At 75.0% G+C, this 19,701-nt stretch carries 18 protein-coding genes; 6 read left to right on the forward strand and 12 right to left on the reverse strand.

Annotation, left to right across the window (positions count from 1 at the left end):
• Positions 1-8 precede the first annotated feature (8 nt).
• On the reverse strand, positions 9-1,325 hold the full coding sequence (locus AC27L3_RS18565; protein ID WP_487235155.1) for an alpha/beta fold hydrolase: 1,317 nt from the start codon (positions 1,323-1,325) through the stop codon (positions 9-11).
• 109 nt (positions 1,326-1,434) lie between these two features.
• Here AC27L3_RS18565 and AC27L3_RS18570 point away from each other — a divergent pair, with 109 nt between their 5' ends.
• The 4 genes from AC27L3_RS18570 to AC27L3_RS18585 all read left to right on the forward strand — a co-directional run bounded on the left by AC27L3_RS18570 (position 1,435) and on the right by AC27L3_RS18585 (position 4,499).
• Positions 1,435-2,091 (forward strand): TetR/AcrR family transcriptional regulator, encoded by a 657-nt coding sequence (locus tag AC27L3_RS18570; protein WP_487235156.1) that lies wholly within the window; start codon positions 1,435-1,437, stop codon positions 2,089-2,091.
• Between the two features lie 201 nt (positions 2,092-2,292).
• A complete protein-coding gene (locus tag AC27L3_RS18575) occupies positions 2,293-3,144 on the forward strand; it encodes a hypothetical protein (protein WP_487235176.1) in 852 nt (283 codons plus the stop codon).
• Positions 3,141-3,638 carry an SRPBCC domain-containing protein gene (locus AC27L3_RS18580; RefSeq protein ID WP_487235157.1) on the forward strand — a complete coding sequence of 166 codons (498 nt, stop codon included), beginning with the start codon at positions 3,141-3,143 and terminating at the stop codon, positions 3,636-3,638. The genes AC27L3_RS18575 and AC27L3_RS18580 overlap by 4 nt, the downstream gene beginning before the upstream one ends.
• 132 nt (positions 3,639-3,770) lie before the next feature.
• Positions 3,771-4,499: a hypothetical protein gene (locus AC27L3_RS18585; RefSeq protein ID WP_487235158.1), complete on the forward strand. Its 729-nt coding sequence runs from the start codon at positions 3,771-3,773 to the stop codon at positions 4,497-4,499.
• A 6-nt stretch (positions 4,500-4,505) separates the two neighbouring features.
• Here AC27L3_RS18585 and AC27L3_RS18590 read toward each other — a convergent pair whose 3' ends face one another.
• From AC27L3_RS18590 to AC27L3_RS18600, 3 genes are all read right to left on the reverse strand, one after another.
• Complete coding sequence (locus AC27L3_RS18590; RefSeq protein WP_487235159.1) at positions 4,506-5,633, reverse strand: hypothetical protein; 1,128 nt, start codon at positions 5,631-5,633, stop codon at positions 4,506-4,508.
• 403 nt (positions 5,634-6,036) lie between these two features.
• Positions 6,037-6,651 (reverse strand): LysE family translocator, encoded by a 615-nt coding sequence (locus AC27L3_RS18595; RefSeq protein WP_487235160.1) that lies wholly within the window; start codon positions 6,649-6,651, stop codon positions 6,037-6,039.
• A gap of 28 nt (positions 6,652-6,679) precedes the next feature.
• Positions 6,680-7,873: a saccharopine dehydrogenase family protein gene (locus tag AC27L3_RS18600; protein WP_487235161.1), complete on the reverse strand. Its 1,194-nt coding sequence runs from the start codon at positions 7,871-7,873 to the stop codon at positions 6,680-6,682.
• Between the two features lie 161 nt (positions 7,874-8,034).
• On the opposite strand from AC27L3_RS18600, the gene AC27L3_RS18605 reads away from it, so the two are divergent.
• Positions 8,035-10,965: an AfsR/SARP family transcriptional regulator gene (locus tag AC27L3_RS18605; RefSeq protein ID WP_487235162.1), complete on the forward strand. Its 2,931-nt coding sequence runs from the start codon at positions 8,035-8,037 to the stop codon at positions 10,963-10,965.
• 19 nt (positions 10,966-10,984) lie between these two features.
• Here AC27L3_RS18605 and AC27L3_RS18610 read toward each other — a convergent pair whose 3' ends face one another.
• From AC27L3_RS18610 to AC27L3_RS18645, 8 genes are all read right to left on the reverse strand, one after another.
• A complete protein-coding gene (locus AC27L3_RS18610) occupies positions 10,985-11,215 on the reverse strand; it encodes a hypothetical protein (RefSeq protein WP_487235163.1) in 231 nt (76 codons plus the stop codon).
• Between the two features lie 80 nt (positions 11,216-11,295).
• On the reverse strand, positions 11,296-11,523 hold the full coding sequence (locus AC27L3_RS18615) for a hypothetical protein (protein WP_487235164.1): 228 nt from the start codon (positions 11,521-11,523) through the stop codon (positions 11,296-11,298).
• A 145-nt stretch (positions 11,524-11,668) separates the two neighbouring features.
• Positions 11,669-12,625 carry a JmjC domain-containing protein gene (locus tag AC27L3_RS18620; RefSeq protein WP_487235165.1) on the reverse strand — a complete coding sequence of 319 codons (957 nt, stop codon included), beginning with the start codon at positions 12,623-12,625 and terminating at the stop codon, positions 11,669-11,671.
• Positions 12,626-12,664: 39 nt separating this feature from the next.
• Positions 12,665-13,945, reverse strand: coding sequence for a lanthionine synthetase C family protein (locus AC27L3_RS18625; protein WP_487235166.1), 1,281 nt, complete (start codon positions 13,943-13,945; stop codon positions 12,665-12,667).
• Positions 13,942-17,118 carry a lantibiotic dehydratase gene (locus AC27L3_RS18630; RefSeq protein ID WP_487235167.1) on the reverse strand — a complete coding sequence of 1,059 codons (3,177 nt, stop codon included), beginning with the start codon at positions 17,116-17,118 and terminating at the stop codon, positions 13,942-13,944. Before AC27L3_RS18630 ends, AC27L3_RS18625 begins: the two co-directional genes overlap by 4 nt.
• A gap of 175 nt (positions 17,119-17,293) precedes the next feature.
• The gene (locus AC27L3_RS18635; protein WP_344435466.1) at positions 17,294-17,419 is read right to left on the reverse strand and encodes a hypothetical protein; all 126 of its coding nucleotides are present in this window, start codon (positions 17,417-17,419) and stop codon (positions 17,294-17,296) included.
• Positions 17,420-17,608: 189 nt separating this feature from the next.
• Entirely contained in the window at positions 17,609-18,301 is a 693-nt protein-coding gene (locus tag AC27L3_RS18640) for a pyridoxamine 5'-phosphate oxidase family protein (RefSeq protein ID WP_487235168.1), read from the reverse strand.
• 253 nt (positions 18,302-18,554) lie between these two features.
• Entirely contained in the window at positions 18,555-19,010 is a 456-nt protein-coding gene (locus tag AC27L3_RS18645; protein ID WP_487235169.1) for a Crp/Fnr family transcriptional regulator, read from the reverse strand.
• A gap of 327 nt (positions 19,011-19,337) precedes the next feature.
• Between AC27L3_RS18645 and AC27L3_RS18650 the strand changes: the two genes are divergently transcribed.
• Positions 19,338-19,544, forward strand: coding sequence for a hypothetical protein (locus AC27L3_RS18650; protein ID WP_487235170.1), 207 nt, complete (start codon positions 19,338-19,340; stop codon positions 19,542-19,544).
• Positions 19,545-19,701: the final 157 nt, after the last annotated feature.

Below are 19,701 nucleotides of genomic sequence, written 5' to 3' on the forward strand. Positions count from 1 at the left end.
AAAGGGCGCTACTCGTGGCCGCGCAGGAAGGCGGAGATCCCGTCACGGGTCGGGTGGTTCGGCAGGGGCGCCGGCCGGTCGTCCAGGAACGCGGTGACGACGTCGGCGGCCCGGTCGTTGTTGCCGTCCAGGCCGTTCCACATGTGGTGCCCCACCCCCGGCATGTACTGGGTGCGCTCGACGGCCGGGTCGGCGGCAAGGACGGCGGTCGCCCATTGGCGCACCTGCGCCGAGCATTCGGCAATCATCAGCATGGCGGGCGTCTTCGCGTGCCCGAGGCGCGTGGCGATGGAGGGCGAGTCCTTGACCGTCTGCTGGACGCGGAGGCTGGCGGCGGGGCTGAAGGAGAAGTTCCGTGCGGTGTCCTCGCGCGGAATGCGGTGCGCGTCGCGGGCGCAGTAGGCGGACGCGGTGTCGCTGCCCAGGTCGGCGGCGGTGAACGCATTGACGCCCTCGGCCTGTCCGACGAGCCCGTTGTCCGGGCTGAGCAGCCCCAGGCGCATGAGGCCGAACGCCACACCGTACCGGGGGACGTACGTCGAGCGGGGCCCGGTCATGGCCGGCGCGAGGCCGCGGGCGGTCGGGCGTCCCTTGTGCCCGGCGATGCTCGCCGTGGGGCCGTCCATCGGGCCGGGCTCGGCGATGACCGCCCGGTGCACCCGTGCGGCGACGGCGGGCTCGGCCAGGGCCCGGGTGAGCACGACCGCGCCGGACGAGAAGCCGAGGACGTCGACCGCGCCCCGGTCGAGACGGCGGGTGAAGGCGGCGAAGTCACGCACCGACCGGGAGATCGTGTACTGGCCCATGGGCAGCAGGTCGCTGCGCCCGGCGCCGGCCGGCTCGTAGGCGTAGACGTCGTGGCCCCGGCGCGCCAGGAGTTGCAGGAACCGGTGGTCGAGCACCGATATGCCGCGGACCGGCCCGCCGTTGAGGTACACGAGCGGGACGGGGCGACGGGGGCCGGGGCCGCCGGGCGGGTAGTGGTAGACGGCGACGCGGCTGCCGGTGGCCAGGCTCCAGTGCTCGGCGGCGACGAACGGCGGATCGGGCGGAGCGTGCCGGGTCGTCGGCGCGGTCGGGACGCAGACCGACGCCGTCAGGGCCGCCGCGACGAGCACCGGCACGAACGGTACGAGCCGCGCCGACCGGGTACGGCCGCGGCCCCGCCACAGTGCGGCGCCGCAAGCGACGGCGAGCGTCGTCAGCCAGGCGGCGAGTCCCGAGCCGGCCCCGTCCGTGAGGACGACCAGCGCGAGAAAGAGAACGACCAGCGCCGCGACGGCAGCCGGTGCCGGCAGGAGGCGTCGGGCGAGGCGGGCAAGCACAGGGGACCTCCGGGAAGTGGGTGCACGTCGTTTCGGAACGCCGTTTCGGAACACTGTTTCAGAACGGCGTTTCAAAACGACGTTACCAAAGATCGGTAGGCTTCCTGCCATGGCCAGGCCGAGAACGAACGACGAGACCGTCAAGGAGCGGCTCGTGGAGTGCGCGACGCAGCTGCTCGCCACGGGGCCGCGCGAGTCCGTCACGGTGCGCGCCGTGGCCTCCGCCGCCGGCGCGTCGACGACTGCGGTGTACTCCCTGTTCGGCGGCAAGGACGGGCTCATCGCAGCGGTCCGCGACCGAGCCGTCGCCGGCCTGTTCCAGGACGTGTCGGCGGTCCCGGCCTCCGAGGACCCCCTCGCCGACATCCACGCGCTGGCCGTCGCGTACCGGCGCTGGGGATGCGGACACCGCCACCTGTACACGGTGCTCTTCGGAGGCGTGCAGTCGTTCGACCCGTCGGGTGCGGTCGGCACCCGCGACCCCGTCGGCCCGCTCGTCGCGGCGATCGACCGGGCCGTGGCGGCAGGCGTACTCGCCGGCGGGACGACGCCGATCGCCCTGTCGATCTGGGTGACCCTGCACGGACTCGTGACCCTCGAACTGGCCGGAGCCCTCGACGCCCCCACGGCCGAGGCCGCGTTCCGCTCCACCATCCAGGCCACGCTGCGCGGCTGGACGACCCCCGAGGTCTTCCGAAGCCTCCGGCACGCCGAACCGGCTTGCCCCTCGCCTCCTTCCGGCCCCAACACGCCCCCGGCCCCCTAGGGCCTGCCCGGCGGATCATGCAGCGCCCCGTAAGGGGCGCGGGGAACTGCGCGATCAGCCGGCGACGGCCCGCAGCTGGCACACCACTCCGGGGTCCGGGCAATCTGCGGGCGCGTCGTGGCTTGTCGCGCAGTTCCCCGCGCCCCTTACGGGGCACTGCCCGCCGGGCAGGCCCTAGAGTCGGGGATCGTGATCCTGGGTATGGTGTGCGCGCTCGGTTCGGCGGTCTGTTTCGGTACCGCCTCCGTCCTGCAAGCCGTCGCCGCGCGGGCCACCGAGGCCGGCAGCGGATCCGGTGTGGACACCGTCCTGCTGGCCCGCGTCGTCCGCCAGTGGCGTTACCTCGCCGGTCTCGCGCTCGACGGCCTCGGCTTCCTCCTGGAACTCGTCGCCCTGCGCTCCCTGCCGATCTACGCGGTCGGCGCCGCCCTCGCCGCGAGCCTCGCCGTGACGGCGGTGACCGCCTCGCGCGTCCTGCGGGTCCGCCTCAGCGGCATCGAATGGGCCGCCGTCGCCATGGTGTGCGGCGGGCTGGCCCTGCTCGCCCTGGCCTCGGGAGGCCAGGGTTCGGGCACGGGCTCGACGGCCCTGCGCGTCGGCGTGCTCTGCGTCGCCGGCGGCGTCCTCGCCATCGGCGCCGCGGCGGGCCGCCTGCCCGGCCGCGCCCGCGCGGCCGTCCTGGGCCTGGGCGCCGGCCTCGGCTTCGGCGTCGTCGAGGTCGCCGTCCGCCTCATCGACGACCTCGCCCTTCCCGCGCTCCTGACCAACCCCGCCTCCTACGCCCTCCTCCTCGGCGGTGGCGCGGCCTTCCTCCTGCTGACCTCCGCCCTGCACCGCGGTTCGGTCACGGCCGCGACGGCCGGCATGGTCATCGGCGAAACCCTCGGCCCGGCATGGGTCGGCGTCGCCTGGCTCGGCGACACGACGCGCCCGGGCCTCCTGCCGCTCGCGGTGGCGGGCTTCACCCTGGCGGTTCTGGGGGCGCTCGCCCTGGCACGGTTCGGCGAGGCGGGGGCGGAGGGCGAGGCGGAGGGGGAGTCCGGGACGACATGACAAGGAGCACGTACACCGTGGACCAGGAGAACGTGAGCGCCACCCTGACCATCGCCGCGCCCGCCACGAGCGTCTTCGCGGTGCTGGCCGACCCGGCCGCCCATGCCGCGATCGACGGCACCGGCTGGGTCCGGCAAGCCGTGGACCGGGCGCCCCTGACCGAGGTGGGGCAGGTCTTCCGGATGGACATGTACCACCCCGGCCATCCGCAGGGCGACTACCGGGTGGCCAACAAGGTCCACGTGCTCGACCCGCCGCACGCCATCGGCTGGCTGACGGGGCAGGAGAAGGACGACGGCCGCCTGGAGTTCGGCGGCTGGACCTGGCGTTACGACCTCGCGCCGATCGGTCCGTCCGAGACCGACGTCACGCTCACCTACGACTGGTCGGCCGTGCCGCAGTCCATCCGGGAGTACCTCCACTTCCCGCCGTTCGGCCCGGAGCACCTCGCCAACTCACTGCAGCACCTGGCCGGACTCGTCTCCGGCAGGTGATGCCGCAAGGTCCTGCACCGTGTGCGGGGGCGGTCACCCACGCGGGTGATGTCGGGCATGGCTGCCCGCTCGGCCAGGGCATGACGTAGGGCGAATGCGGCCGGACAGGGAAATCGCGAAAGGGCGGTGCGCGTGTCCCGCATCCCTATCGCCCCGGCGGTGATGCTGTGGATCAGCGTGGTCCTGCTCGTCGACACGACCTGCTCGCTGTCCGTCCAGCGCGTCCTCGGCGTCCTCACCTGGGGGGTGCTGTTCGCCGTACTCCGCCGTGAGACGGCGCCGGTACGCACCCAGACCGCGATCGTCATCGCCTTCGCCACCGCGATCGAATTCGTCTTCTCGCCGCTGCTCGGGGTCTACCTCTACCGCTTGGGGAACGTGCCGGCGTACGTCCCGCCCGGCCACGGGCTGGTCTACCTCGCCGCCCTGTCGATCGGCCGCAGCACCTGGACGCGGTTGCGCCGGCGGGGGCTGACCACGGCGGTCGTGGTCGTCGGCGGTTGCTGGGCGCTGTACGGCGTGACGCTGGCGCCGCGGCCGGACCAGCTCGGCGCCTTCTGGTTCTGCTGCCTGACGGTCTTCCTGATCTGCGGACCTTCCAGAGAGCTGTACGTCGGGGCGTTCGTCGTGGTGTCCTACCTCGAACTCCTGGGCACCTCGCTCGGCACCTGGACCTGGCAGCCCCGCGATCCCGTCGGCCTCGTGACCATCGGCAATCCGCCGTCCGGCACGTCCGGCGGCTATGCGTGGTTCGACCTCGCCGCCCTGCTCGGCGCGCCTGCCCTGAGCCGGCTGTTCGGCCTGTCCCGTCCTGCCGGGGACGCCGCCGAGGCGGGCCCGGAAAGCTCCGTGGCCACGTGAGGCGGGCTACGCCCGGGCCTGCACGCCCCACCCGGCCAGGAGGTGCGCCGTCAGCTCCGGCCAGCGTGCGGCCAGGCGCTCGCGGGCGATCCGGGCCTCCATCGGGGACGCGACGATGTCCCGGGCCTGCGCCGGACGCTCGCGCAGCAGGCGCAGGAAGGCGGGGAGGGTGTCGGCGGTGATGTAGTCCCAGCGGCGGGCGCGGTCGGCGAGGTTGAAGGCCGGGAGAGGGGTGGTCAGCCGGACGGACGCCACGCCGGGCTCGGCGCCGACGGTCAGCGGCGCGTACTGGGCGGGCGTACGGGCGCCGGGGACGGACACGCTGCCCGCCAGGGTGAGCGCGTAGGTGACGAGTCCGCCGACGGGGCCGAGATGCGCACGCATCCGGTCCCACTGGCCGGCGATGATCTGGTTCTGCTCCCGGGAGAGCAACTGCCCGGCGGCGGCGTCGACCCCGGCCGGGTGGCCGCCGGCGACGGCATGCCACGAGGCGGCCGCGGCGCCGTCGATCAGATCGGCCGACCGCATTTCGTCGATGGCGGCCGTGCCCCCGTACAGATAGGCGGCATGCATGGCGGCCTGGTCCATGAAGATGTGCTTCTGCATGGCCAGGAGCCGTTCGGCGAACCAGCCCAACCGGGCCTCTCCCAGGAGGGTGCCCGCGCCCGCCAGGTCGAGGGCTTCGACGGGGAGCCGGCCCCGCAGCTCGGGAGGCTGGGCGGCGATCCGGCCGGCGAGCAACCGCGCGAGGTCCGGCACCATGCCGAGGTCCATGAAGCCCGCTGCGAACGACGGCCCGACCATGTTGGCCATGCCCGCCCAGCGCAGTTCCGGGTGGTGGAGGAACAGCGTGCCGTAGTAGGCGTAGGCGGCCACGACGGTACGCCGGTTGGGCTCCACGCCACGGGCCGGCGCCCACCCGGCGAGGTCGATGCCCGCATCGTCGACCGCCCGGACCAGCCAGTACTGCCACAGCAGCGCCCGGTAGCGGAAGGGCGCGAGGCCGGCGGCACGGACGGACTCCAACGCCTCGTGCAGCGCACCGGCGTCCGACGGCAGCGCCGGGTGGACGCCACCGGCGCCTTCGCCGTCCGCGTTGGCCAGGGGCAGGTCGAGGTACCGCTGGACGGGCACGGCGGTATGGGCCGCGCCGGCGGGCCGCGGTGCGGTGGCGGACGCCGCCGGTCCCACCGCCGCGATGCCCGCCAGCAGGGCGAGCGAGAGCCCGACCGCGGCCGCGCTCCGGCCGCCCGCACGAACGGGCGTGCGCGATGGGTGAGTTGTTGTCGTGGTGATGTTGCCGCTATGCCCCATGTGCAGCACAACGCGCACTCACGGCCGACGACACGACCGGTGCCCCGTAAGGGGCGCGGGGAACTGCGCGATCGGCCACTGACGGCCCGCAGTCGACATGCCACCCCGAGGCCGGGGCGAAGCACGGCACCTCATCTGCGCGCGCGTCGTGGCTTGTCGCGCAGTTCCCCGCGCCCCTGAGGGGCGCCGTCGTGGCGCGTGACGAAGATCCGCCGGATACGGCCTACGTGGCCGGGGCGAGGGCGAGGGCCAGGCCCAGCCCCACGAGCACCGAGCCGATCAGCCTGTTGAGCAGCGTCTGGCGGCGCAGCATCCTGCCGCGCAGCCGGTCGTCGGAGAAGAAGACGGCTGCCAGGGCGAACCAGCCCAGGTGGGCCAGCGACATGAACAGCCCGTACCCGATCTGCCGCCACAGCGGCGTCCCCGGATGCACGACCTGGGTGAAGGTGCTGAGCACGAACAGGGTGGTTTTGGGGTTCAGGGCGTTGGTCAGCAGCCCGGTCCGCAGCGCCTGCCAGGAGGAGACGGCCGCTCGGTCGGTCAGGTCGATGTCCAGGCGCGTTCGCTGCGCGAACGTGCGGCACCCGATGAAGACGAGGTACGCGGCGCCGATCAGCTTGATGGCGGTGAAGAGCGAAGGGGAATGCGCGATGACGATCCCGACACCGAGGATGGTGTACGACACGTGGATCAGGACGCCGAGCGCGATGCCCACCGCCGCGAGCACGCCGGCCGTGCGCCCGTACAGGTAGCTGTTGCGCACGACCATGGCGAAGTCCGCCCCGGGGCTGATGACGGCCAGGACGGTGATGAGGGCTACGGCAAGGATTTCGGTCATGTCGGTTTCCGGTTCGGGGCGGGCCTGTTCACCGTGCGTGGCACAGCCGGAACGTGATGCCCGCCGCCGTCAGGCGGGCGATCAGGGCGTCGCCCATCGCCGTCGCCGCCGTGACCTGTCCGGCCGTCTCCGGCAGATCGTCCAGGGCCAGGGACAGGGAGGAGTGGGCGAGCATCTTCGCCGTCTCGCCGTAGCCCGGGTCGCCGCCGGCGACCTCGGTGAACACGCGCCGGCCACCGCCCTCGCCCACGAAGCGGACGCGGAACCAGCTGCGTGCACGCTGTTGCTCGCTCGGGCCGCGCCCCGGCGCGTACAGCTTCCCCAGCGCCGAGCGCACGGGCGGGACCTGGGCGAGTGCCGCGACCGTGGCGAGTGCGGCGGGGGCGGCCAGGGCCACGGGGAGGGAGGCGACCGAAGCGTGGTGGCGGTAGCGGAAGTCGGGCCCGTAGCGCTCCAGGGCGAGGGCCGAGCGCCGTACCACCTGGGGGTCGATCGTCGGCAGGGGCAGCGCCCAGGTGCCCGTCTCCTTGCTGAACCGCGGTACGCCCAGGGGGGTGCGGATCCGGCGGCCGGCGGGCCGGCGCTCATGGGCGCGGCGCTCCCGTGCGGCGGCCAGTGCCTGGCACCCACGGGAGGCGATGACCAGTGAGGACGCCAGGGTGCCGCCGGAGATCAGGCCCCGGGCGGTGACGAAGCCGTCGACCGTGAGCGGTACGCCTTCGGGCAGCTGCTGCACGGTGAAGTAGGCGCCGAGGTCGTGCGGGAGCGAGTCGAAGCCGCAGGAGTGGACGAGGCGGGCCCCGGTGCGGCGGGCCAGGGCGTCGTGCCGGACGAAGACCGAGTCCACGAATTCCGGTTCGCCGGTCAGGTCGGTGCAGTCGGTGCCGGCCTGCGCGCAGGCGGCCACCAGTTCCTGGCCGTGGACGATGTAGGGGCCGACCGTCGAGGCCACGACGCGGGTCGATTCGGCCAGGGCACGCAGGGCGGCCGGGTCGTCCGCCTCGGCCCGGATCAGGGCGAGGGCGGCGGCCCGTTCCGGGTGCCGTGCGGCCAGGCGGTCCCGGAGCCGTTCGAGCTTGTCGCGGTTGCGGCCGGCGAGGGCCAGGCGGCAGTCGTGCGGTGCGTGCTCGAGCAGGTACGCGGCGGTGAGTTCGCCGACGTAGCCTGTCGCGCCGAAGAGCACGACGTCGTAGGGCCGTTCGGATCTGTTCCGTGCGTTCATGACGCCTCCTCCAGTGATCCGATCACTGTAGGACGTGCCGCCGGGACGCGGCAGGGAGGGCCGCGCCCCCTCACGACACGCGCTCTTGTGGCTTTGCGGCATATGAACCGCTGGTTAGCATGTCCCCACTTCAACTGGCTTGTGCCGGTGGTGGGGGGACTGTGGAATTCTCTGTGCTCGGGGCCGTGGGCATCCGTGATGGTGAGGTCGTTCTGCCGAGCGGGCCGCCGCAGCAGCAGGCGGCGCTTGCGGTACTGGCGCTGCGCTGCGGGCACGCGGTGCCGTTGTGCGAGCTGGTGAGCGGGGTGTGGGGCGAGGCGGAGCCCGAGTCCGCGGTGACGATCGTGCGGACGTATGCGTGGCGGCTGCGCAAGCTGCTGACGGCCGCCGGTGGCGATCCGCAGGTGCTGGCCCGGGCGGGCGACGGCTATCGGCTCACCCAGGACCCGCTGTCGGTGGACGCCTTCCGGGCCGAGCACCTGGCGGCGCAGGCGGCGCGGGCGCGCGCCGCCGAGGAGTACGACGAGTGCGCCGCGCTGCTGACGGAGGCCGTCGCCCTGTGGCGGGGCGAGCCGCTGGCCGGAGTGCCGGGGCCGTTCGCCGAGCGGCAGCGCTCCCGGCTGGCCGAGCTGCGACTGACCCTGCTGGAGGAGCGCTTCGACGTCGACCTGTTGCTGGGGCGGCACGCGCAACTGGTGCCGGAGCTGACCGCGTTCATCCGGGAGCAGCCGTTGCGGGAGCGGCCGTACGGGTTCTTGATGCGGGCACTGTACGCCGCCGGGCGGCAGGCCGACGCCCTGGCGGTGTTCGGCAGGGCCCGCGAGGTGCTGTCCACGGAACTCGGCCTGGACCCCGGGCCGGAGCTGCGCGCCCTGCACGAGCGGATCCTGGCCCGCGACCCCGGTCTCGCTCCTGCTGCCGCTCCCGCCGCACGCGGGTCGGCCACTTACGCCCGGCCTGCTCAGCTTCCGGCCGACATAGCGGATTTCAGCGGCCGCGACGAGGCGGTCGCCGAGCTGTGCCGGGCCCTGACCGACCCGGACCGCACCGCACTCGCGGTCGCCTCCGTCAGCGGCATGGGCGGCATCGGCAAGAGCACCCTGGCCCTGCGCGTGGCGCACCAGGTCAAGGGGGAGTTCCCGGACGGTCAGCTGTACGCCGACCTGCGCGGCACGGGGACGGACGCCGCCGACCCCGGCACCATCCTGGTCAGCTTCCTGTCCGCACTCGGCGTCCCCCGGCAGCAGATCCCCGGCTCGGTGGAGGACCGCTCCCGGCTGTTGCGTACGCTCCTCGACGACCGCAAGGTGCTGTTGCTGCTCGACAACGCCCGCGACGCCGCCCAGGTCAGGCCGCTGCTGCCGGGCGCGGCCCGCTGCGCGGTGGTGGTGACGAGCCGGGCGCGCCTGGTGGGCGTGCCGTCCGGTGCCCATGTGCGGCTGGCGGAGTTCAGCGTGCAGGAGGCGCTGTCCCTGGTGCGGCGCATCGTGGGCGCGCCCCGCACCGATGCGGAGCAGGAGGCCGCGCTGGCGCTGGTCACCGCCTGCGCCTGTCTGCCGCTGGCGGTGCGGATCGTGGCCACGCGGCTGTCGTCCCGGCCGGGCTGGACGGTGGCGCACCTGGTGGCCCGGCTCGCCGACGAGCGGCGCCGCCTGGCCGAACTGCGTGCCGACGATCTCGCCGTCGCGGCCGCGTTCGAGCTGGGCCACCACCAGCTGACCGACCGGCAGGCGCTGGCCTTCCGGTCGCTGGCGTCGGCGGCCTGGCCGGGCATCGGGCTGGGGGCGGCCGCGGCCGCGCTGGGCCTGGAGGAGGCCGAGGCGGAGGATCTGCTGGAGCCGCTGGTGGACGCCGCGCTGCTGGAATCACCGGCACCGGGCCGCTACCGGTACCACGACCTCGTCCGGGACTTCGCCCGGCAGCTGGCCCCGGCGGACGAGAACCTCGCCGTGGAGCGCCGGCTGCTCGACCACTTCCTCGCCATGGCGGGGGAGGCGTTCCGGTGGATGGTGCCCGGCGATCCGGTGCACAGCACCATCGCCGCCGGTGCGGTACGGCCGGGGGGCCCGCGCTTCGCGGGCCTGGCCGAGGCCCGCGCCTGGGTGATCGAGGAATGCGATGGCGCGGTCCATGCCGTCCAGCTGCTGGTCAGACGGTGGGAGGCCGCCGAGCCGCAGTCCCTGACCACGGCCGCCGACCTCCTGGTGGCCCTGAGCTCGTTCGGCCAGGACATCCCGTACGCCCGGATGGCCATGGCCGCCGAGGCCCTGGCCGAGGCCGCCGCGCTCGCCGGCAACCACCGTGCGGCCGGCCGCGCCCACTTCATCTGCGGCAACGCGGCGATCCAGGAGACCCGGCTCGCGCAGGCGCGTACCCACGCCCAGCTGGCCGCCCGGTTCTGCCGGCAGGCCGGCGACCGGGCCATCCTGCAGCAGGCGTGCAACGACCTCGGGGTGATAGCCCAGTTCGAGCAGCGGTACGACGACGCGGCCGAATTCTTCGACGAGGCGCTCGTGCTGGCCCGCGAGTGGGGGCAGCGGTCGGGCGAGCTGATCACCACGCTCAACGCGGCGCTGGCCCGCATCCGCGGCCGCCGCGCCGAGGAGGCGCTGCCCGCCTGCGAGGAGGCCCTGCGCGCCCTGCGCGAGATGGCGGACCAGCACGGGGTGGCCCACGCCCTGTGCGTGCGCGGCCAGGCGCTGCACGAACTCGGCCGGTACCCGGAGGCGCTGGCCGGCTACCGCGAGTGCCTGGAGGTGTGCGCGACCGCCGGGATCCCGGGCCAGCAGGCCCAGGCCTGGTACCGCTGCGCCGAGACCCTGCGCGTCATGGGCGAGGTCGAGCAGGCGCGGGAGGCGGCCGACCGGGCGGTGGCCTACTACCGGACCGTGCCCGGCCGCGACCGTGACCGCGGCTACGCGCTGTGGACCCGGGCCCGCGTCTCGCACAGTGCCGGCCACCGTGAACCGGCGCTGGAGCAGGCCCGGGAGGCGCTGGAGGTCTTCACCCGCACCGCGCTGCCCGAGGCCGCGCAGGTGCGGGCGCTCCTCGACGCGCTCGCCGACGAGGGACGACCCGCGCCGGCCGCGTGACGCGGAGGCCGCAGGGCCCTCACGCCTTGGTGTTGTACTCCTCGTGATCCTTGTTGCCGCCGCCGGGCCGGTGGCCGTCATGCCCGTCGGTGTACGTGACGTGGGTGACGGGGGAGTCGGCGGAGGTCCGTACGGAGGTGCCGGAGCCGGCGACGGACGACAGGGAGCCGGTGAGGGCCAGCAGCGCGACCAGGGCGGCCGGGGCGAGAACGGCTGCACGACGCTTGCGGGACACGAAGGAGCGCGACACGGGAGGGTCCTGTCTCTTGGCGGAACACGTGATGCACCGATTGTGCGGTCCGCCGATCTACGTTCGATATACGACCCCGTTCAGCTCTCCTGCTCCGGGCCTTCCCACGGCCCGCCCGGCTCCAGGGCGCCCGCCAGCCGGATCCTCGCCGCTTCCAGCATCCCCAGTGCACCCCAGGACGTGGTGCCCGTGTACAGGTAGCGCAGGGCCGGGCCCTGTTCGGTGAGGCACTCCACGACCACGACCGCGCGCAACGCATGGTGGTCCGAGGGCAGCGGGGGCAGGCCGAGCCCGTAGACGTCGTTCACGGGCGTCCCGCCTCCTGAGGCATCCGAGGGGTGTGAGGGTGTGAGGGGTGTGCAGCAGCCGGGTGCGGACGAGACGGGCGTGGAGCCCGTCGGAGGCGAGCAGTTCGCCGTGGGTGCCGGCGGCGCGGGCGCGCCCGGGTGCCGCTCATGCGGCGGCCGCCGCCGGGCCGTGGGGCGTGCCCCGGCGCGCGGCCAGCGCGGCGATGCCCGGATCGGCGCCCAGCCCGGGGATCGTGCCCTCGGCCAGCTGCGCGCGGCGGGCGTGGGCGACGACGTCCTCGGCGGTCACCTCGGGCAGCCGGTCGCGGAACCGGTCCAGCAGCAGGTCCGCGGTCGCGTACAGGGCGTCGTCGTCCAGCGGGCGGCTCGGCAGCGGCAGCGAGTCGAGCAGCAGACGCTGCAGGGAGGCGAACAGCTGCTGGGTGCTCACCTCGCGGATCGTGAGCGAGAGATGCGCCGAGAGACCCTCGCCGCCCACGGCCTCGTGGGCGAAACCGCGGGGGATGTAGAGCACCTCCCCGGGGTTCAGGGTCTCCGTCAGCAGCACCGGGCCGCCGTCGGTCACCTCGCCCGGCGCCCAGTCCGGGCCGGTGGGGCCGCCGCGTACCGTCCAGTGTTTGCTGCCGGAGCTCTGCAGCAGCAGGACGTCGGCGTCGTCACGGTGCAGGTCGAGCCCCTGGGTGCCGGACGGGGTGACGAAGAAGAACGCCTCGACGCGGCGGCCGAGTTCGGCCTGCAGTCTGCGGGTCAGCGCGCGGGTGGCCGCGTGCCAGTGCTCGACGTTGCGCAGCACGAGGGTGGCACCGTCGGCGAGCAGCTCGCGGATGCGCTCCGGGTCGGCGTACCCGGGCGTGGTGACCCCCGAGACGGTGCGGGCCCGCGTGTACCGGGAGGAGTGCACCGGGTCGCCGGCCCGGGCGAGTTCGAGGTGGGGTACGCGCAGCAGGCCGCCCGCCACCGCCGTGTCGATCTCCTCCAGGGTGAGCGGGACCGCCGGTCCGGTGCCCGGCGCGGGCCGGAAGACGGCCGGCATCGTGCGCCAGTACCGGTGCAGGAAGGCGTTTGTGTCGCCCACCCAGCGGGTGAGTTCCTCCCGGTGCATGGATCTCTTCTTTCTGTGGTGGGTCTCGGTCGTGGTGTCTCAGACCAGCAGGAGCGCGCGGTCCCAGCGGGTGGCGGGCGCGGTGTCCGTGGCGAAGGTGTGCAGGGCGAGCGCGGCACCGGCCGCGCCGGTGAGGAAGCCGCCGGGGTGCTCCTCGGGCGGGCGCGGGCCCGGCGCCTCGGCGAAGCCGTACGGCCGGTCCTCGTCGACGAGGTCCAGCAGGCGGGCGGCCAACCGCGGCAGGTGACCGGCGAGCTCGGCATCACCGCTGTCCTCCGCGACGCGCCAGGTCGTCTGGAGCAGCCCGGCGAGCCCGTGGCAGAGCCCGGCCTCGGCGGCCGGCCCCGCCTCGCCCGACGCCGCGCGGGCCAGCGCGGCACGCAGCGCGCCGACGCCGGCCTCCTGCCAGCGGGGGACGCCCAGGGCCAGGCCCGCGAGCTGCAGGGCGCGGGCGATGCCCGGGGTGCCGTAGCACCAGGACGGCCGCCCGGGCCGCGACGCGGCGGGGTCCGCGGTCACCTGGCCGGGCCACCACGGGCCCGCGGCGTCCGTACGGCGCTGTGCGAGGAGCCACTCGGCGAAACCGATGATCGCAGCCCGCTGACCGGGCACCCGCAGCCCCTGCCGCCAGGCGAGGGCGAGCAGGGCGAGCGGGCCGGGCAGGCCGTGGGCCATGCCCAGGTTGGCGTGCCCCCGCGCCGGCGGCACCGGCCGGTACGCCTCCGCGTCGAGCGCCACCCACCAGCCGGGCAGCAGCAGGTCGCCGGCGCGTACCGGCCGGGCCAGCGCCGTCAGCGCCCGTACCACGCGGACGCTGGTGGCCTTGGCCACCGGACCGCCCAGTTCCAGCAGGTGCGCGCCGAGCCCGGCCTGCCCGCCGATGACGTCGTACGCGGTCAGGACGGTGCAGCCCCGGTGCTCGCCGAGGCGGCGCTCCTCGCGGCCGGCCCGCAGGGCCGCCGACTCGGCGACCTGCCGCGCGAGACGGCCCTGGGCGGTGTGCCCTTCCGCCGCCCGGTGCAGGGCGAACGACAGCGCGGCCACCGGCCCGTACAGCCCCTGCGCACCGGCAACGGCCCCGCCCCCGGCGAGCGCGGCGCCGTGGCGCAGCCACCGGTGGGCGGCGCTCCGGTGCGCCGGATCGGTGTGCGCCAGCTCGGCGTGCAGCAACGCGATGCCCGGCGCGCCGTCGCCGAGGCCCGCCGCGCGGAAGGCGGACACGTCCGCGGCCGCCCGGCCGTCGGGGTCGGCGAGCCGGTGCGCGACGAGCGCCACGACCTCGGCCGCCCGCCGGCGCAGGCTGTTCACGGGCGCGTTCACGCGGTCGCCTGCCGGCGGCTCGCGCGGCTGCGCAGGGCGACGGCGGCCAGGGCGAAGGAGCGTTCCTCGGCGGCGCGGTCGATGCCGGCGAGCCGGTTGTGGTGCATGTGCAGCAGGGAACCCAAGGGGCCCGTGCCGGCGCCGCGTTCCCGCAGGACCGCCCCGTACGCGGACAGGGCGGGCGCCCGGCGCTCCCAGCAGGCCAGCAGCTTCGGACCGCCCGGAAGGGCCCGCACCTGCTCCCAGCCGCCGAGCGGGTCGATCAGCTCCCGCGCCCTGTCCTTGGCGGCCCGCGAGGGCTCGGCCGCCCCCGCGGGCGCCGGACGCTCCAGCAGGTACCGGATGCCTTCCGCGGTGCCCGCGACGCGGCAGGCCAGGTCGACATGGCCGAGCGCCGCCAACACGGTGCTGTCCAGGTCGACGTCGCCGTCAGCGAGCAGCTCCAGCTGTTCCCGGCAGGCGAGGCTGTCGGCGTGGAAGGCGCGTTCGGCGGCAGTGGCCGCGGCAGCTCCCCCGTACCGTTCGAGCTCGGGCTCGTAGGTGTCCAGCACCAGCCTGCTCCCGAGCCCCTCGGCGGCGAGGCCGTCGGCCCAGGCGGCCAGCCGCGGCAGCAGGGACCCTGCCAGGACGGCGGGGTCGCCGTGGAAACGCAGCCTCAGGTGGGGGTCCGGGTCGCGGTAGCGGAGGTAGAACCACCGGTCGACCTCGCCGCCCTCCAGGCCCTCCAGCAGCCGGGGCAGCCTGCGGGCGAGAATCTCGTCCTGCCGCTCGGCCGAGCAGTACACCTTGGCGTACAGCCACCGCGAGCCGGGGGAGTGCGCCACGCGCGTCCGGCGCGGCTCGGGGACGGACACGGGCCGTACCGGGCCATGCGCCGGCGCGGCCGCCCGGATCACCGGGAAGGCGATCTCGTTGACCCGGCCGGAGCCCTCGGCGCTCCCGGCGTCGCCGGCCAGCCAGCCGAAGCCGGGGCCGCAGTCGGTCGGCAGTTCCTGCAGGACACCGCCCGGGCGGCGCAGCCATTCGTCGCGCAGCAGCGCGCGGTGGAACGGGCGCCGCAGATCGAGCGCGAGGCGGTTGTCGCCGCTCACGCTCTCGACCCGGTCGGGCACCCGCCAGCGGGACCGCCAGGCGTCGAAGCGCTGCTCCCACGCGCCGGGCGCGGTGGCCCGGTCCTGCAGCGCGGGGTCCGTCGGGCGCCAGCGGGCGGGGGCGAGGACGGTACGCCCGTACCGCACCCGGGGCAGGTACGGCAGGCTGTCCGCGGCTCCCCAACGCCAGCGCGGCCAGGCGGGGAAGCCGTTCTGGGTCACCTCGTGCAGGAAACGGGCCGCGTTCGGCGCGTGCCACACCGTCGCGAGCATGCTGGGGACGAGGGGCACGACCTCCTTGCCGAGCCGGGGCGCCACCACGGCGAGCCGGTGCACGTCGGCGACGACGGCCAGGTCGGACACGCCGAGGTCCGTCCCGTCGGTGCGGTCGGCGAACGCGCCGAGCGTGATGGTCAGCGGCAGGTGGCGCGGCACCAGCGCCACGTTGGCCGTCGCACCGCGCGGTGGCGGGAACCTCATCTGCGCGGTGACGGCCTCCGGGACCGTCCCCGGCACCTGCCGCACCAGCGCGCCGAACCGGGCATCGTCGGCGCCCGGCACGCAGCCGAAGCGCCCCGCGTGCGCACCGGCCGTGCGCGCCCCGCCGGTGACCACCAGCCGGAAATCACCGTCGGCCAGTGCCCGCGGCGTGTCGGCGAGCAGCTGCGCCAGGATCTCGAAGGACGGCGGTGGCACCGGCGCCGGGGCGTCACCGCTGCGGGCGGCCAGCCGCTCCACCAGCGCGTCGTCCAGGACGATCTCCCGCTCACCGCCCATGGCCGCCTCCTGGGCGAGCTCGGTCAGCAGCCGGTCCTGTTCCCGGGCCGAGGAGTCCTGGGCCGGCTCCCGCGGGGAGGCGGGAAGCCGGTAGCCGGCCGGCCCGCCGAGGCCGGTGTCCGGGTCGAGGAGCTCCTTGAGCGGGACGGCGCGCCCGGCTCCGTACCGCTCGAGGAAGTCGAGGTGGTACCGGCGCAGATGGGCCGGGCCCGGGCGGGCGGCGGCCAGCCGCCACAGGGTCTCGGCGGCCCGTTCCGCCTCGGCTCGCACGGCGGGCGGCAGCCGCACGTCGACGTCGAGCCCGAGGTCGACCTGCAGGAGGTGGTCCGAGGGATGCAGTTCGGCCATCCGCCGGCAGGCGGCGTCACGGGCGTCGAGACCGTCGCCCAGCGGCGCCGCGGCGTAGGTCCTCAGGTCCTTTTCCACTGCCGACAGTTCGGCGGCGAGCGCGGCCACGGGCCCGGGCAGGGACGTGGTGGCACCGCCCCGGCCCGTCAGCAGGTCCAGGACGTGGCCGAGCGGATCGGCGCCGTCCAGCGGTGGGCGCAGCTCCGTCAGCAGTACTTCCGCCCCGATCAGGTCGACAAGGAGCCGCTCCACGGTGGCGGCCGGCACTCCGGGGTGGGCGGCGGCCAACTCGTCGGCCAGCTCCCCGAACCGTACGGGCAGGGCGGCGCGCCGGACGACGTGCAGGACGACCGCCCCGGCCCGTACCGACACCTCCTGCGCGGCCGGGCGGGTGCCCGCCCCGGGAGCGGGCACGTACGGGACGACCAGCCGGTCACCCCGGACGAAGCACAGGTCGTTGGCGGTGACGCGCAGCGGCCGCAGCACGGCCGGCTCCCGCTCCAGCCCGGCCACCACCTCCGTCAGCCAGCCCATGTCGGGCCGCACCGCCTTGCGATGGCTCTCGCCCCAGCCGACCGTGGCCGCTCCCGGCTCCTCGGCGAAGCCGATCGCGGCGACCCCCGCCATGGTGCCGAAGGGCGTGGCCCGGCCCGCCATGCGCAGCCGGTAGCGGGCCAGCGCCCGTACCGCGCGCCGCAGTTGCTTGGGGCGGACCGGTTCCCCGGCGAGCACGGCGTCCAGGGTCCGGTGCAGCGAAGGGCTCGCCAGCGAGACCGCCTCCCGCAACCGGGCATCGGCCGCGGCGGTGCGCAGATGCGCCCGCAGCTCCGCCTCCCCGTCGCCGGGCTCGTCCCGCTCGCCCGGGCCGCCGGCCTGCTCCGGGGGCCGGGCCGCGGCGCGCAACAGCAGGGCGTCCGCGCAACGGAAGGTCGACGGGTGGGCTGCGGGTGCCGCCACAGGGAGCCTCCAGGGAAGTGCGGGGAAGTGCCGGGGGAGTGCTGGGGAGTGCCGCGGAACTGCCGGGGGACTTTCGGGGAACCGCCGGGGAACTGCCCGGGAACGAGGAAGGCGGCCCGTCGGGGGACCGGGCCGCCTCACCTGTGGGCTGTGCGCCCGAACACAGAACCGACCGTCAGATGGTGGTCTTGCAGTAGAACGGCCAGGAGCCGGTGGCGGCCTGGGCCTCGACCTGCTCGTCCTCGACGGTGGCGGCGACCTCGATGACGTCCAGCTCGAACAGCTCGTCGAAGTTGTTCATGACGACTCCATCCTCTTCGTGCGCGATGCGCCCCGTCTCCGGCGGCGGCCCCGGGGCTCGTCCCCGGTGGCGAGTGCCAACCTACGAAGCGCCCGTCTACACGGGATCCACGCCGGATCTACGCCGCATCAATGCCGATGCCGCGGGGCGGTCGCAGCAGGGAAAGTGCCGCGCCGGGCGACGCGACCCTCACCGGGTATGGATCGTGCGGCCGGTCACCTCGCCCGGCCGGATGCGCACCCACAGGTCGCGCTCGCCACCGGCCCAGGGCCGGGCGCCCGGCCGGGTGGCCAGGCGCTCGACCGTGCCCGGGTCGCCGATGTGCTCGGCCGTTCCGGTGACGAGGACGCTCCAGCCGCGGCTGAGATGTTCGTCGATGTGATCGGCCTCGAACGCCACCTGCTCCCCCTCCGCCGGGGCCGCCGCACCGCCGGCCTCGGTCCGGTAGACGACGGTACGGCCGTCGACCAGGAAGTTCACGGGCACCACGACGGGAGCGGCTCCGGCGGCGCCCAGCCCGACCCGTCCGATGCCGTGCGTACCGAGCCGTCGCCAGCACTCCTCCTGCGCAAGCTGCGCCAGCAGCGGGTGGGGAGCGGCCCCCTGCCGGCCCGCGGGCGCATCCCGCGGGCCGGCGACGAGCTCGTCGTACGGCATCTCCAGCGCCGCGGCCAGCCGCATGAGCGCGGCGGGATCGAAATCCCCGCTGAAGGTCTCCAGCTGACCCAGGTAGGCGACGGACATCCCGGCGCGGCGCGCCAGATCCTCCCGCGTCAGCCCGAGCTGCTCACGGCGTACGGCACAGCGCGTGGCCACCGTGTCCTCGCTCGCGCCACCGGGGCCGGGCCCGTCACCGTGCATCACCCGCACCTCCACGTCCACGGCCTTGTCTCCAGGGGACCAGAGGCCGACGGCGCGTGCCAGCGCTGTGCCGCCGATCGGTACGCCCCGGCAGGGCGCGTCGTGGGGGAATGCCGACGGGAGGGCCCATCCACCTCTCGCGGATCCGGATTGCGCGGTGCGCGGCTGCGGGCCGCTTCCCCGCGTCTCCTGCGGGGTCCTCCCGCCACTTCCATCACACCACGCCCCAAGGCCCAGCGCTACCGCACTGACCTGCGTCTTTTCCGGCTCGCTCTCACTCCGTAGACCCGCTGCCGTAGGGACCGTACAGATCCAGCAACCGGGTGCGGGCGGCCCGCAGGCGGCGCCCGATGACCTCGATGACGTACATCAGGAGGGCATGATCGAGCTCGTGGTCGCGAGCGCACAGGTCGAGCACGTCCGCCGCGGCGAACTCCCACGCGCGCACCGGGCTCGCGGCCTCCGCGCCCAGATGCCACCGGTGCGGCGGACACAGCCAGGACCAGCCCAGCATCCGCCCCGGCCCGAGGGTCTCGACGACCGCGGCACGGCGGCCGGGCACATGGATGTCCAGCTCGACGTTGCCGGTGCGCACGACCCAGAAGCGGTCGGCCTTGCCGCCCTCCTCGAAGATGCGCGTGCCCACGTCGAACGTCACTTCGCGACTGAGCGCCATCAGCCGCTCCCGCGGCTCGTCGGGAAGGGCGGCCAGCACACCGGTGCGCTTCACGACGACGCCCCGTCCGTGCGGGCGGCCGGTGGTGCCGTGACGGAGGACATGCTGGCTCCTGCTGCTCGCTGCTCGAAGGGCGCTCCTGTCCCCCCAGCCTGACGACACCCCCGGCCCCCCGCACCCCGAGCGAGCCGGGAGGGGGGCGCGGGGTGCGCCGTGCCCCGGCGTGCGGCCGGCACACAGCGCCGTTCCGCTGCCCGGGCCCTGGGGCAGCGCGTCCGTGCGCCGGGCCGCCCGGGCGACCGGAACCTGTCGTCGGGCAGGCTCTTCGGGGGCCGCAGCCGCGCCTCTCCACGCACGACCACGCAGAGGGAGTCTCCCGTCGTGATCGCATTCCGAGCGGGCATCGTGTCGGCGGCCGCGGCCGTGCTCCTGCTGACCGCTGCGGCCGTCGCCCCGGCCGCCCCGACTGCCGCCCCCCGGGCACAGCCGCGTGACATCGACCTCGGGGGCGTGGTCCAGGACATCGACCCCGGAGCCCTCGTCCAGGACGCCTGCCAGCTGGTCGCCAACTGCCACCTGGACCTCTAGGGCCTGTCCGGCGTGGCCCCCTAGGGGCGCGGGGAACTGCGCGACAAGCCACGAGGCGCCCGCAGGCAGGGTGCCGTGCTCAGCCCGGGCCTCGGGGTGGCGCGTTCGACTGCGGGCCGTCGGTGGCCGATCGCGCAGTTACCCCCGCCCCAGGCGG

The sequence above is a fragment of the Streptomyces sp. PKA51 genome (genome assembly GCF_057552455.1).

What these genes read in the sequence shown, in the direction of transcription:
- AC27L3_RS18570 (WP_487235156.1), top strand. Translation starts at nt 1,435, where the DNA reads ATGGCCAGGCCGAGAACGAACGACGAGACCGTCAAGGAGCGGCTCGTG.
- AC27L3_RS18575 (WP_487235176.1), top strand. Translation starts at nt 2,293, where the DNA reads ATGGTGTGCGCGCTCGGTTCGGCGGTCTGTTTCGGTACCGCCTCCGTC.
- AC27L3_RS18580 (WP_487235157.1), top strand. Translation starts at nt 3,141, where the DNA reads ATGACAAGGAGCACGTACACCGTGGACCAGGAGAACGTGAGCGCCACC.
- AC27L3_RS18595 (WP_487235160.1), bottom strand. Translation starts at nt 6,651, where the DNA reads ATGACCGAAATCCTTGCCGTAGCCCTCATCACCGTCCTGGCCGTCATC.
- AC27L3_RS18600 (WP_487235161.1), bottom strand. Translation starts at nt 7,873, where the DNA reads ATGAACGCACGGAACAGATCCGAACGGCCCTACGACGTCGTGCTCTTC.
- AC27L3_RS18620 (WP_487235165.1), bottom strand. Translation starts at nt 12,625, where the DNA reads ATGCACCGGGAGGAACTCACCCGCTGGGTGGGCGACACAAACGCCTTC.
- AC27L3_RS18635 (WP_344435466.1), bottom strand. Translation starts at nt 17,419, where the DNA reads ATGAACAACTTCGACGAGCTGTTCGAGCTGGACGTCATCGAGGTCGCC.